This window comes from Stenotrophomonas sp. SMYL11 (assembly GCF_036320005.1).
GTDB classification, from domain to species: Bacteria; Pseudomonadota; Gammaproteobacteria; order Xanthomonadales; family Xanthomonadaceae; genus Stenotrophomonas; species Stenotrophomonas maltophilia_A.
This window is the reverse complement of the sequence record NZ_JAWIRS010000002.1, coordinates 534,954-547,087: the sequence shown is the minus strand read 5'-3', so window position 1 is coordinate 547,087 and position 12,134 is coordinate 534,954. Positions and strand designations below refer to the sequence as shown.

The 12,134-nt window shown below is 67.9% G+C and carries 13 protein-coding genes; 4 read left to right on the top strand and 9 right to left on the bottom strand.

Going from position 1 to position 12,134, the window contains the following annotated elements:
- Window positions 1-134 precede the first annotated feature (134 nt).
- The 4 genes from murU to V3B46_RS06350 form a co-directional block, all read right to left on the bottom strand.
- Window positions 135-845, bottom strand: a complete 711-nt coding sequence (gene murU, locus V3B46_RS06365; RefSeq protein ID WP_154262596.1) for an N-acetylmuramate alpha-1-phosphate uridylyltransferase MurU — start codon at window positions 843-845, stop codon at window positions 135-137.
- Window positions 842-1,867: an aminoglycoside phosphotransferase family protein gene (locus V3B46_RS06360; RefSeq protein WP_329891431.1), complete on the bottom strand. Its 1,026-nt coding sequence runs from the start codon at window positions 1,865-1,867 to the stop codon at window positions 842-844. Before V3B46_RS06360 ends, murU begins: the two co-directional genes overlap by 4 nt.
- Window positions 1,868-1,931: 64 nt before the next feature.
- Window positions 1,932-2,201, bottom strand: coding sequence for a GlsB/YeaQ/YmgE family stress response membrane protein (locus V3B46_RS06355; RefSeq protein WP_049398791.1), 270 nt, complete (start codon window positions 2,199-2,201; stop codon window positions 1,932-1,934).
- Window positions 2,202-2,271: 70 nt separating this feature from the next.
- Window positions 2,272-3,765, bottom strand: coding sequence for a M20 family metallopeptidase (locus tag V3B46_RS06350; protein ID WP_329891488.1), 1,494 nt, complete (start codon window positions 3,763-3,765; stop codon window positions 2,272-2,274).
- 199 nt (window positions 3,766-3,964) lie between these two features.
- On the opposite strand from V3B46_RS06350, the gene V3B46_RS06345 reads away from it, so the two are divergent.
- From V3B46_RS06345 to V3B46_RS06330, 4 genes are all read left to right on the top strand, one after another.
- On the top strand, window positions 3,965-4,291 hold the full coding sequence (locus tag V3B46_RS06345) for a ComEA family DNA-binding protein (protein WP_012510302.1): 327 nt from the start codon (window positions 3,965-3,967) through the stop codon (window positions 4,289-4,291).
- A 352-nt stretch (window positions 4,292-4,643) separates the two neighbouring features.
- Window positions 4,644-5,729: a L,D-transpeptidase gene (locus V3B46_RS06340; protein ID WP_329891430.1), complete on the top strand. Its 1,086-nt coding sequence runs from the start codon at window positions 4,644-4,646 to the stop codon at window positions 5,727-5,729.
- A gap of 17 nt (window positions 5,730-5,746) precedes the next feature.
- Entirely contained in the window at window positions 5,747-6,472 is a 726-nt protein-coding gene (locus V3B46_RS06335) for a murein L,D-transpeptidase catalytic domain family protein (protein WP_329891429.1), read from the top strand.
- A gap of 34 nt (window positions 6,473-6,506) precedes the next feature.
- On the top strand, window positions 6,507-7,115 hold the full coding sequence (locus V3B46_RS06330) for a HutD/Ves family protein (protein ID WP_329891428.1): 609 nt from the start codon (window positions 6,507-6,509) through the stop codon (window positions 7,113-7,115).
- A gap of 174 nt (window positions 7,116-7,289) precedes the next feature.
- Here the strand turns inward: V3B46_RS06330 and V3B46_RS06325 are convergent, their stop codons facing one another.
- From V3B46_RS06325 to V3B46_RS06305, 5 genes are all read right to left on the bottom strand, one after another.
- Window positions 7,290-8,894, bottom strand: a complete 1,605-nt coding sequence (locus tag V3B46_RS06325) for a sulfite reductase subunit alpha (RefSeq protein WP_329891427.1) — start codon at window positions 8,892-8,894, stop codon at window positions 7,290-7,292.
- Window positions 8,891-9,862 carry an FAD:protein FMN transferase gene (locus V3B46_RS06320; protein ID WP_329891426.1) on the bottom strand — a complete coding sequence of 324 codons (972 nt, stop codon included), beginning with the start codon at window positions 9,860-9,862 and terminating at the stop codon, window positions 8,891-8,893. The genes V3B46_RS06325 and V3B46_RS06320 overlap by 4 nt, the downstream gene beginning before the upstream one ends.
- Before the next feature lie 55 nt (window positions 9,863-9,917).
- The gene (locus tag V3B46_RS06315; RefSeq protein WP_049398797.1) at window positions 9,918-10,721 is read right to left on the bottom strand and encodes a DUF4198 domain-containing protein; all 804 of its coding nucleotides are present in this window, start codon (window positions 10,719-10,721) and stop codon (window positions 9,918-9,920) included.
- A 73-nt stretch (window positions 10,722-10,794) separates the two neighbouring features.
- Window positions 10,795-11,313 carry a DUF2271 domain-containing protein gene (locus V3B46_RS06310; RefSeq protein WP_329891425.1) on the bottom strand — a complete coding sequence of 173 codons (519 nt, stop codon included), beginning with the start codon at window positions 11,311-11,313 and terminating at the stop codon, window positions 10,795-10,797.
- Window positions 11,314-11,337: 24 nt separating this feature from the next.
- Window positions 11,338-11,976, bottom strand: a complete 639-nt coding sequence (locus V3B46_RS06305; RefSeq protein ID WP_032129249.1) for a PepSY-associated TM helix domain-containing protein — start codon at window positions 11,974-11,976, stop codon at window positions 11,338-11,340.
- Window positions 11,977-12,134: the final 158 nt, after the last annotated feature.

Here is a 12,134-nt window from a genome sequence, read left to right as displayed (position 1 = left end):
GCGCGCGGGGCGGGCCCCGCGCCCCCCCGCCCCCCCCCCTCCCGCCCCCCCCCCCCCCCCCCCCCCCCCCCCCCCCCCCCCCCCCCCCCCCGGCCAAACACGCGATCCGCTCTACGCGACCAACCACGAGGGGCTCAGCCGTTCGCTGCCAACTCCGCATCCAGCGCGCGCAGGCGATCCACGGTCCCGACATCGGTCCAGCGTCCGCGATGGTGCTGCCCGGTCATCAGCCCTTGCGCCATGAAATGCTTCTGCAGCGGCACCACCGAGAACTTCGGCGGTAGCCGCTCGCTGCCCGGCGCATCGCCGATCACCGTGCGCCAGTCGGCCACGATTGAAGGACGGTACACGCCGATGCCGGCATAGGTCAGGCACGGACCTTCGCGGTCGTGGTGCAGCAGTCCCTGTGCATCCAGGCGGTAGTCACCGTCCGGGTGTTGCGCCGGATTGTCGACCAGCACCAGGTGCGCCTGGCCCTGCGGCTCGCGCGGCAGGGTGGCGAAATCGAAATCGGTCCAGATGTCGCCGTTCACCACCAGGAACGGGGCGTCGCCCAGCACCGGCAATGCGTTGAGGATGCCGCCGCCGGTTTCCAGCGGGGTCTGCCCTTCGTACATGAAATGCAGATGCAGGCCCCATTGGCTGCCATCGCCCAGAATTGCTGGGAATTGCTCGGCCAGCCATGCGGTGTTGACCACCACCTCGCGCACGCCGAGTGCGGCCAGGCGTTCCAGGTGCCAGACGATCAGTGGCTTGCCGGCCACGTCCAGCAGCGGCTTGGGCGTGTGCAGGGTCAGCGGGCGCATGCGCTCGCCGAGGCCGGCAGCAAAGACCAGCGCCTTCATCGGGCCACGCGCATCGGTGCGGCCAGGTCGGCCAGCGCCGGCTTGATGCGGTGTTCCAGCAGTTGCTGCAGCGGTGCCAGCTCGCGGTAGCGCGGCAGCACTTCATCCAGATAGGTGATGAAGCGCGGTGCGTCGTCGAGGTAATGGCCCTTGTTGTCGCGGTAACGCAGGCGGCAGAACAGGCCGAGGATCTTCACGTGGCGCTGGATGCCCATCCAGTCGGCATCGCGCAGGAAGGTGGCACGGTCGGGCACCGGCAGGCCGGCGCTGCGCGCACGCGCGTGGTACTGCGCCAGCCACTCGTCCACGCGCTGCAGCGGCCAGCTCAGGAACGCGTCCTTGAACAGGCTCACCGCGTCGTAGGCGATCGGGCCACGCACCAGGTCCTGGAAGTCCAGCACGGCGGGGCCGTCGTCGACCGGCATCAGGTTGCGTGGCATGTAGTCGCGATGGGTCATCAGCTGGGCCTGGCCCAGCGCGTTGTCCATCAAGCGGCGGTGCACCAGCTGCAGCCCTTCAATCTCGCCGCAGTCCAGTTCCAGGTTCAGGTGACGCTGCAGGAACCATTCGTCGAACAGGCCGGCATCGCGCTGCAGCAGTGCTTCGCCGAACTGGCCGAAGTCGGCCGGCACCGGGATCGCCTGCAGACGCAGCAGCTGTTCGATCGAGCGGCCGAACCATTCATCGGCGTTGCGCTCGTCGAGGATCTTCGCCAGGGTCGGGCCGCCGAGATCTTCCAGCAGCAGGAAGCCGGCATCCAGATCCTGTGCCAGCAGTGCGGGCACACGCAGGCCGTTGTCGTGCAGCAGGCCGCGCATGCGCAGCCACGGGCGCGGATCTTCCATTCCCGGCGGGGCGTCCATCACGATGTGGCTGCCGCGCGTGCTGGTGGTGCGCCAGTAGCTGCGCATGCCGGCATCGACCGAGGCGCGTTCGACCACCGCACTGGAATCATCGAGCTGGGTACGGGCCCACTGCAGGCGCTGCGCGCTGCGCTGGGGATCGGAGGCGGGTTCGGTCATGCAGGCATATCCGGGCGCGCCGGGCGCGCCTACGTCGGGAACAGGAAGGGAAGAGGGTGCGGGATCAGCGGCGACCGCTGAACAGGCGCAGGACGGCCAGCACGGCCACCGCGCCCAGCACCGCACCGAGGAAGCCGGCCGGCTCACCGGGGGCGTACCAGCCCATGTACTGGCCGAACCACCCGGCCAGCAGCGCGCCGATGATGCCCAGCACGATGGTCAGCAGGCAGCCCATGCGGTTGTTGCCGGGCATGAAGAATCGCCCGAGCAGGCCGACGAAGAAGCCGACCAGGATAATGTAGAGCCAGCTGCTGCTGCCGAACAGACCATTCATGCGCGCGATTTCCACCAAGGGTGGACGCAGCCTAGCAAGGCCAGGCTGCGTCCGTCACGGTGTGCCGGATTCAGCAGCAGCCGTGGTCGCCGTGGCGGGTGCCACTGTCGGCAGCCACCGGCGAACCGCTGGTCTCGCCGCGCAGGCTGGCGGCGTAGTGCTCGCTGATCACCTTGGACACGCAGGCGGTGACCTTCTTGCCCATCGGAATGTGCAGGAACTCGTTCGGGCCGTGTGCATTGGAGTGCGGACCGAGCACGCCGGTGATCATGAACTGGGCGCCCGGGAACTTCTCACCCAGCATGCCCATGAACGGGATCGAGCCACCTTCGCCCATGTACATCGCCGGCTTGCCGAAGAAGGCCTGGCTGGCATCGTCGATGGCCTGGGTCAGCCACGGCGCCATCGCCGGGGCGTTCCAGCCGGTGGAGGCCTTTTCCAGGTCCAGGGTGACCTGCGCGCCGTTCGGCGGGTCGCGCAGCAGCGCTTCCTTCAGCAGTTCGCCGCAGGTCTTGCCGTCGGCCGTCGGCGGCAGGCGCAGCGACAGCTTCACCGAGGTCTGCGGGCGCAGCACGTTGCCGGCCGACTCCAGCGGCGGCATGCCCCCGATGCCGGTCACCGACAGGGCCGGGCGCCAGGTGCGGTTGAGCACCAGCTCGGTCAGGTCCTCGTTCATCGGACGCAGGCCATCGACCATCGGGAACTTCTCGAAGATCTCGGTATCGACCACCTCGGCGGCACGCTTGGCCTGCTGCAGGCGCTCGGCCGGGATCTCCACGTTCATGCCGTCAATCAGGATGCGGCCGGTGTCCTGGTCCTCGATCCGCGACAGCAGCTGGCGCAGCAGGCGGAAGCTGGACGGCACCACGCCGGAGGCATCGCCGGAATGGACGCCTTCGTTGAGCACCTTCACGGTGAAGTTGCCGCCGGTCAGGCCGCGCAGGGAGGTGGTGCACCACAGCTGGTCGTAGTTGGCGCAGCCCGAATCCAGGCAGACCACCAGCGACGGCTTGCCGATGCGGTCGGCGAGGTGGTCGACGTAGGCCGGCAGGTCATAGCTGCCCGACTCTTCACAGGCTTCGATCAGCACCACGCAGCGCGCGTGCGGCAGGCCCTGGGCCTGCAGCGCCAGCACGGCGGCCAGCGAGCCGAAGATGGCGTAACCGTCGTCCGCACCGCCGCGGCCATACAGCTTGTCGCCGCGCAGGACCGGGGTCCAAGGGCCGAGGTCGTCGTCCCAGCCGGTCATTTCCGGCTGCTTGTCGAGGTGGCCGTAGAGCAGGATGGTGTCGTCGCCGGTTTCGGCGCCGGTAGCCGGAATTTCCAGGAAGATCAGCGGGGTACGGCCTTCCAGGCGCACCACTTCAACCTTCAGGCCGGGCAGCTGCTGGGCCTTGGCCCAGTTCTCCATCAGGGTGACCGCCTGTTCCATGTAGCCGTTCTGCACCCAATTGGCGTCGAACATCGGCGACTTGTTGGGAATGCGGATGTAGTCGACCAATTGCGGGACGATCTCGCTGTCCCACTTGTCATTGACGAATTGGCCGAGCTTGGCGCTGTCCATCTGAAACTCCGGTTGCATGGGCTGATCCGGCCATTCTACGCCTGTGCCGCGGGTAGGGTTTTTCCTACATCACGTCGGGTATTTGGCTGGCTTTTAGAAATCCAGGAAACCGATAGGCTGTGTGCATGTGGTGACGGACACTGTTCCTGCCGACGGGATTGCCGGTCGGGACGGCCAGAATCACAAGGAGATACACGTCGTGCCTTGGAGTGTCGTGTTGAGGGCACTGGTGCTGGTCGTGTGGATCGCTGGGGCGCATGCCGCCGAACCGATCGACATCAACCGCGCCGATGCCCAGGCGCTGCAGCAGGGATTGACGATGGTCGGAGCCGCCAAGGCCGAGGCGATCGTCGAGCACCGGCGCAGACACGGCCCGTTTCATCGCGTCGAGGACCTGACGCAGGTGAAGGGGATAGGGAAAGCAATCGTCGAACGGAATCGACAGCGGATCACCGTAGGCAACAGGTTGTTGCCGGCGGATCCGGTACCCGGATCGGTACCGGTGCGAACCGTACCCAGGCGCTGACAGCAGGAATCGTCGGAACCGGCAGGAGGCTGGTTCACCGGTCACGGACAGGAAGGCCGTGACCACCGACCGCCGCAGGACGCGGCACCAATCACCAGGATGGTGGCATCACAGACCTGTGGAAGGGGCTGAGATACAAACAGGACAGACGCGGCCGCGTGCAGGATGCAACGCTACCCCCACAGCGCAGGATGCGAGGGGGCGGCAGCAGGCCGACAAGGACGTAACGATTGCCCGGTACGACACATGGCTGTGTCGCCGGGCAGTTTCATTTCCGGCACCTGGTTTTGCCGCGGCCACCACGGGTCGATGGTGTACGGTGGCCGCACCGCATGGAAAGGATCCCCGCTGGATGCTTCTGCACCGCCCCACCACCCTGATGCTTGCCCTTGCACTGGCTCTGCCGCTGCTGGGCCATGCCGCTGCGCCGACGCCGGCCGCCAAGCCTGCCGCTGCCGCAGCCAGCACCGCCGAAGTGCGCGGACCGACCGACCTCAAGCCGGGCGAATACCTGTGGCATCCGGAAATCTCGCCGACCGGCCCGATCGTGCTGGTGGTCAGCCTCGATGAGCAGCGTGCGTACGTGTATCGCAACGGCATTGCCATCGGCCTGACCACGATCAGCTCGGGCAAGGCCGGGCATGAGACGCCGACCGGCGTGTTCACCATCCTGCAGAAGGACAAGGACCACAAGTCCAACCTCTACAACAGCGCGCCGATGCCGTACATGCAGCGGCTGACCTGGGACGGCATCGCCCTGCATGGCGGCAACCTGCCCGGGCATCCGGCCTCGCACGGCTGCGTGCGCCTGCCGCAGGCCTTCGCGCAGAAGCTGTTCAGTGAAACCCAGCGTGGCGACACCGTGGTCGTGGCCGATGCCAAGAGCTCGCCGATGACCCTGGCCTATCCGTCGGTGCTGGCGCCGGTCAACGCGCGCGGCCAGGCCCTGGCGGAGACGGAGGGCGGAGCCCCGGCGCAGGCCTGGTGGGATGACAGCGCGGCCCCGGCCGGGCAGGTCGGCATCCTGGTCAGCCTGCACGACCAGCGCCTGTACGTGCTGCGCGACGGCGTGATGATCGGCGAGTCGCCGCTGAAGGCCGACGCCCTGCCGGCGTTCCAGGGCACCATCCTGTTCGTGATGGGGCAGGGCTACAGCGATACGCCCAGCCCGCTGGACGCGAACCAGCGCCTGCACCAGTGGACAGCCTATCCGCTGCTGGGCCAGGACCGTGCCCAGGCCACGCCGGACCTGCTGGCCACGCCCTCGCTGCCGATGGCGTTGCCGGCCGATTTCGCCCGTCAACTGTACCAGGTGCTGGTACCGGGCACGACCCTGCTGGTGACCTCGCTGCCAGCGGTCCGCCCAAGCCCGGCTGAATCCGGAATGCAGCCGGTCTTGGAATCCGAGCCGCCAGGGTCCACCCTCAAGGGCAACTGACTCCCCTCGTTTTGCCCATGACTGCATCCCGCCTGTGCCGGCTGGCCGCGTTCGGCCTGCTGGCGACCTCGGCCAGCGCTCCGGCGCTGGCACAGACGCCCGCCCTTGCCACCAGTGCCGATGATCTGGCTGCATTGCTGTCGCGCAGTGCGCCCAAGGCCGACCGCCACGTATTGCAGCTGGCGGCGCACGCCATGCGCTGCGCGCTGCAGCGGCCGGAGCTGGGCATCAATGGTGATCGCCTCAGCGTGATCGATTATTCGCGGCCGTCCACCGAGCCGCGCCTGTGGGTGTTCGACCTGGCCCACCAGCGCCTGCTGTTCGAGGAATGGGTGGCGCATGGCCGCAACAGCGGTGAGAACCGCACCGAGCATTTCTCCAACCGCGATGGCAGTTTCATGTCCAGTCTTGGCGCGTTCACCGCGCAGGAGACCTACATGGGCGGCAATGGGTATTCGCTGCGCCTGGCCGGGCTGGAACCGGGCTTCAACGACCGCGCGCGCGAACGCGCGATCGTCATCCACGGCGCGCCCTATGTGAATCCGGGGACTGCGCAGCTGCAGGGGCGGCTCGGCCGCAGCCTGGGCTGCCCGGCAGTGCGGCTGTCGGTGGCCAAGCCACTGATCGACGCATTGCGTGGCGGCACGATGGTGTTCGCCTACTACCCCGACCAGGACTGGCTGAAGCACTCGCAGCTGCTGGGCGGCGAGTGCGGTGGCCAGGGCACGCTCGCCACGCGGTGATGCATGACGGCGCGCGGCATGATGCAATGCGCCGATGAACATCGACTCCCTGCTGCACACTCCGAGCCAGGTGATTTCCAGCCTGGACTACCGCCGCGAACGCTGGCGCAACGGCCTGGGCTGGACCCGCGAGATACTGCGACTGCCGGCGCAGGGTGATGACTGGGCGCTACGCCTGTCGGTGGCCGAGATCGAGCAGGACGCCGCGTTCTCCGCCTTCCCCGGCGTGGAGCGCGAACTGGTGCTGCTGCAGGGCAATGGCGTGCGCCTGCGTTTCAAAGATGGCCGTGTGGCCGAGGTCCTGCCGCCGCATGGACGCGTGCGTTTTGCCGGCGAGGAAGCGCTGCACGGCGAACTGGTCGATGGCACCACCCATGACTTCAACCTGATGTGGAAGCGTGACCTGCTGCAGGCCGAACTGCTGCACCGGCCACTGGTGGGGTCGATGTTCTTCTTCTGCGAACCGGGCGTGGCCTGGGCACTGCATCTGCTGGCCGGTCAGGCGGAGTTTGCTGCCGACAGCGGTTTGCCGGCCATGCAGGCCGGTGATACCGCGTGGCTGTCGGCCGGTGTGCGGCAACGGCATGCAGTGCAGGGCGGCGGCGAGTTGCTGGCGATCCGGATCAGTGTGGCGGGGGGATGATTCCTGGGTACCGGTGGGCGCTATCCACGCCATGCGTGGATGCGGTGGCCGATGCCGCGTCATGGTGCGAACCAAGGTTCGCACCCACCGGAAATCGGTTCGCACCCACCAGAAGGTGATTCGCATCCGCCGAAGTGGAGCAGTAGATCCACGCCATGCGTGGATGCGGCGGCCTCAATACACATCGCGCCGGTAACGACCGGCCAGCAACAGCGCTTCCTTGCCCGCGGTACCCAGCACCTGCTCGATCACTGCATCCACCGCCGGGGCCATGCCCTGCAGGCTGCCGCAGACCAGGATCGTCGCGCCTTCATCCACCCACTGTCGCAGCGTTGCCGCTTCGGCCTGCAACCGGTCCTGCACATAGCGATGCGCGCCGCCGTCGCGGCTGAACACCGCATCCAGCCGTGCCAGCGTGCCGCCGGCCAGCATCGCCTGCAGTTCTTCACCGAAGTGGAAGTCGTGCGTGGCGGTGCGCTCACCAAACAGCAGCCAGGTCCGCCGCGCGCCACTGCGGGTACGTTCGTGCAGATGTGCGCGCAGTCCTGCGATGCCGGTACCGTTGCCGATCAGCAGCAGTGGTACGTCGGGCGCCACGCCATGGAAATTGTCATTGCGGCGCAGCCGCAGCTGCACCGGTTCACCGATGCCCGCGTAGTCGCACAGCCATCCGCTGCCGATGCCGGGCATGCCGTCGGCGCGAAGCTGTCGGCGCAGCAGCAGTTCCACCGCGCCGTCGGCCATCACCGAGGCAATGGAGTATTCGCGATGCGGCAGCGGCTGCAGCGTTGCCAGCAACGCCGGCAGATCGCCAGGCGCAACCAGCGAAGGCAGGTGTGACCGTTCGACGCGCGCCAGCAGCGTCTGTCCATCGTCCAGCACCGTATCTGCATCGAAGCCCTGTGCATCCAGCCACGCACGTGCGGTGTGGCGCGCATGCTGCGGGCCGATCTCGGCGATGTCTCCGGCCTGCCACCGCGCATCGGCAGTGTCCGGCGGTTGCAGGCGCAGCCAGTACACCGCGCCGCCCGGGCTGCCGGGATTCAGCTGCGCGCGCTGCAGCAGCGTCCATGGCTGGTACTCGGCCGGGCTCCAGTCGGGCAGCTCGCTGGCACCACCGCCGAGCTGGCCCAGCAGCTGCTGCCAATGGCGCAGCGCGGCCGCATCGGCGTTGTCGACTTCAATTGCATCGAACAGTGGGTGCGCGCCGTGCTGGCGCAGCCACTGGTCAAGCTGATGGCCAAAACCACAGAAGTGGCCGTAACTGCGGTCGCCCAGCGCGAGCACCCCGTAGTGCAGGTGCTGCAGCGAAGGCGGCGCGGCCATCACCCCGCGCAGGAACGGCAGGGCGTGGTCGGGTGGATCGCCTTCGCCGGTGGTGCTGGCAATAAACAACGCGCGCTGGCTGGAAGCCAGCAGTGCTGCATCCACCTCATGTAGTCCGCGCACGCGCACTGGCACGCCGGCACCGCGCAGGGCCTCGGCGCTGCGTTCGGCCAGTTCGCGGGCGAAGCCGGTCTGGCTGGACCAGACCAGCAGGATCGGCGCGATGTCGCCAGAGGCAGCATCGTCGCGCGGTCGCCCACGCCACCACAGTGCGGCGCAGGCCAGCGCATACAGCGCGGTGGCGATGATGGCGATCTGCGATTGCCGTGCCGGCGGTGCACCCTGCCACCAGGCTTCGCCGAGATGCAGTCGCAACAGCGCCCAGGCGATCAGCGCCAGCACCATCAGTACAAGCGCGTTGCCAAGCCACGCGCGCGACGGTCGAGTGCTCATGCGTCCTGCTCGTCGAGCAGGCGCTGGAAGGCGCTGCTGAGGAATTCGCAGGGGCCTTCGGCGGCCCGTTGCAGGTAGCGCACGGCCAGCCCCTCGCGCTCGGCCAGTGCCATGCCGTGTTCGCGGCCGAGCACGGTGAGTGCGGTGGCCCAGGCATCGGCGTGCATCGCGTCGTCGGCCACCACGGTGACCGCTGCGGCGACCTGCCGCACCGGTCTGCCAGAGCGCGGGTCCAGGCTGTGACTGTAAGCCTCGCCACCGGCCTGGTACTGGTGCCAGCGATCGCCGGAGGTGGCCACGGCCTTGCCATCCAGTGCCAGCACCCGTGGCGGGGTATCGGTGTGCGCGTCTTCTTCCGGCGCCGACTCCACCAGCACGCGCCACGGCTGGTCGTCCGGTTTCCGGCCGTAGCCGGCCAGTTCGCCACCCACTTCGATCAGCGCAGCAGCAATGCCTTGTCCACGCAACCAAGCGGCCACGTGATCGACGCCGAAGCCCTTCGCGATCGCAGAGAGATCCAGTTCCAGTCCACCCGGTTGCAGCAGCGCATCGTCCTGCCACTGCAGGCGCTGCCAACCGCAGCGATCACGCGTGGCCTGCAGGGTAGCGTCGTTGGGCCGACGGCGCTCACCGGCGTGTGCTCCGAAACCCCACAGTGCAACCAGCGGACCGACGGTGGGATCGAAGGCGCCGCCACTGGCGGAAGCGATCGCCTGTGCGCAGGCCAGAACGTGGCGCGTTTCGGCGGGCAGCACGCACCATTGGCCGGGTTCGGCGCGGTTGTAGCGGCTCAGATCCGAACCACGCTCCCAGGTGCTCATCTGCGCGACCACCTCGTCCAGCCGCGCCTGGATGCCAGCATGCAGCGGGTGCAGGTCGCGCTGGCGCGACGCGACCAGCGACACGCTCCAGGTGGTACCCATGGTGGTGCCACCGAGGCGGGCGATGTCGAGCAGGGGATCGGTCATGGTGGTGTGCTGCAGGCGCGATGCCAGGGCGTGCCCGGCATCGCGGTCCACGTCATTACTGCGGCAGCACTTCCAGCGTGGCGACGTAGCTCAGGCGGCGCTTGGCGGCCTGCTTCACCGAGGTCTTGTTGTCTTCGGTGCCGGTCTCCAGCCAGTACATGCCGGCTTCCGGCCAGGTCACCTTGATCTCACCCTTGGCATCGCTGGTGACCTTCAGCTCGTCCTGCGCGTTGCGGTAGCGGGTGGCGCCACGCACGATCTCGAACTCCAGGCCGGCGGTCGGCTTGCCGTCGACCAGCACGCGGAAGGTGGCTTCCTCGCCGGCGAACAGATCGTTCGGGTGGCCGACGGCGACCAGCTCGATGCCACGGTTGGTCGGCTTCAGCGCGGTGTCGTTCGGGGCGCCGTTGGTGACGAAGGTCTCCACGCGGCCGACCGACTGGCTCACTTCCAGCTTCTTCGCATCCTTGGGCAGTTCGCCGAAGGTGGCGACGCTGCCGCGCCAGCGCTTGCGCTCGCCGTTCTGCTCGTAGGTGGCGAACAGGCCGTCATTGACTGACGCGATGCGGTAGGTGCCCGGCTGCTTCAGCTCGACATCGAATACGCTGCGGTACTTGCCGGTGGACGCGTTCTGCGGCTGCACGGTGCTGCCGTCCGGTGCGGTGATCACCACCGACTCCAGGCGCAGCGGCACATGGTTGAAGTAGAACAGGTCGTTGGAGACCGCACCGTCGACGGTGATCCACGGCGCGTTGCCGGCGATCACGGTCTGCGAGGGCAGCAGCCAGGCCTTGTGGGCCAGGGCGGAGAAGGGAAGGGCAGCGGCCAGAGCGGCGGCGAGGACGAGCGTGCGCTTCATGCGGAAGACTCCAGGTGGATGCAGGGTGGTGCGGCGAGGGGGGAATTACGACGTAATCCCCTCCGTCCCCTTTTCAGGGTTTGACGGCGAGGGTGACCTGGCCCAGTTCGGTGGCGCCCTGCGCCTTGCCGTTCTGTGCGGCGGTGGCCGGCCAGGTGAAGGGGATCTTCAGCAGTTCACGGCCGCCGACTTCGCGCACCGCTTCCACCACCAGGGTGTAGTTGCCCGGGGCCAGCTGCTTCAGCGCCGGCTGCTTGTCGTTGAACGACAGCGCGTGCTTGCCGGCCGGGCGGGTCGGGCCGGTCACGCCGTCCACCGGCACCTGCAGGGTGCGGCCGCTCTTGCGCCACCACTGGCGCAGGTCGGGCAGCCACTTGGTGCCGTGGCCTTCGCTGTTGCTGGTCTGCTGGTACCAGACCGACAGGTTGGCCGCGACCTTCTGGTCGGCGCCTTCCACCCACACCGCCACGTACGGGCGGTGGTATTCGGCCACGTTGAGCTTGGGCACTTCGACGTTGATGTCGAGGGTGGTGGCATAGGCCGGCGAGGTGGCCAGCAGGCCACTGAGGGCGATGGTCAGGGTGACGCGCATGGGGCGGCTCCGTAAAAAGGAAAGTCAGTGGATCAGCAGCAGGGCGATCAGCAGCGGGATCATCAGGCCGAGGCCGACCAGCGGCCAGGTCATGCGCCGCTGCCGTGCGTGCAGGTGAAGCAGGAACAGGCCGGTGATGCAGAACACCAGGCAGGCCACGGCGAACAGGTCCAGGAACCAGCCCCACGCTGGGCCCGCGTTGCGGCCCTTGTGCAGGTCGTTGAGGTAGGACACCGCGCCGCGCGAGGTTGATTCGTACTCCACCGCGCCGGTCTCGCGATCGATGCTCAACCAGGCGTCGCCGCCCGGCCGCGGCAGCGACAGGTAGATCTCCTCCGCAGACCACTCGGCCGGGCGCCCGCCGATGGCGATGCCCAGCTGCGTGTCCAGCCATTGCCGGGCCGGGCGCGGAATCGGCGCGTTGCCATCCTCACGCGTGCCCAGCTGGCCCAGCAGCGCGGCCGGCAGTTCCAGATGCTGGTTCTGCACCTCGGGCTTGGCCTCGATCTTCGCCGCATGGTTGAGGGTCAGGCCGGTCACCGCAAACAGCAGCATGCCGATCAGGCAGACCGCCGAGCTGATCCAGTGCCACTGGTGCAGCGTACGCAGCCAGAAGCCACGGTTCTGTTGTTGCTGCACGGTGGAAGAGGCAGGACGGCTCACGGCACGGTTCGAGGCGGACGGGGACTGCCCATTACATCATTGGTGAGAATGGCTCGCAATTGCGTGTCGTTCTGTATCCCAAGGGCGGGAATTGCCGGCCAGCGGCCGGCACTAGCGACTGGCTGGAATTGCCGGCCGCTGGCCGGCAATCCCGCGGA

Coding starts and splice junctions, on each gene's coding strand:
- V3B46_RS06330 (WP_329891428.1), top strand. CDS start 6,507: ATGAACATCGACTCCCTGCTGCACACTCCGAGCCAGGTGATTTCCAGC.
- V3B46_RS06320 (WP_329891426.1), bottom strand. CDS start 9,862: ATGACCGATCCCCTGCTCGACATCGCCCGCCTCGGTGGCACCACCATG.
- V3B46_RS06360 (WP_329891431.1), bottom strand. CDS start 1,867: ATGACCGAACCCGCCTCCGATCCCCAGCGCAGCGCGCAGCGCCTGCAG.
- V3B46_RS06335 (WP_329891429.1), top strand. CDS start 5,747: ATGACTGCATCCCGCCTGTGCCGGCTGGCCGCGTTCGGCCTGCTGGCG.
- V3B46_RS06325 (WP_329891427.1), bottom strand. CDS start 8,894: ATGAGCACTCGACCGTCGCGCGCGTGGCTTGGCAACGCGCTTGTACTG.
- murU (WP_154262596.1), bottom strand. CDS start 845: ATGAAGGCGCTGGTCTTTGCTGCCGGCCTCGGCGAGCGCATGCGCCCG.
- V3B46_RS06355 (WP_049398791.1), bottom strand. CDS start 2,201: ATGAATGGTCTGTTCGGCAGCAGCAGCTGGCTCTACATTATCCTGGTC.
- V3B46_RS06350 (WP_329891488.1), bottom strand. CDS start 3,765: ATGGACAGCGCCAAGCTCGGCCAATTCGTCAATGACAAGTGGGACAGC.
- V3B46_RS06310 (WP_329891425.1), bottom strand. CDS start 11,313: ATGCGCGTCACCCTGACCATCGCCCTCAGTGGCCTGCTGGCCACCTCG.
- V3B46_RS06315 (WP_049398797.1), bottom strand. CDS start 10,721: ATGAAGCGCACGCTCGTCCTCGCCGCCGCTCTGGCCGCTGCCCTTCCC.
- V3B46_RS06340 (WP_329891430.1), top strand. CDS start 4,644: ATGCTTCTGCACCGCCCCACCACCCTGATGCTTGCCCTTGCACTGGCT.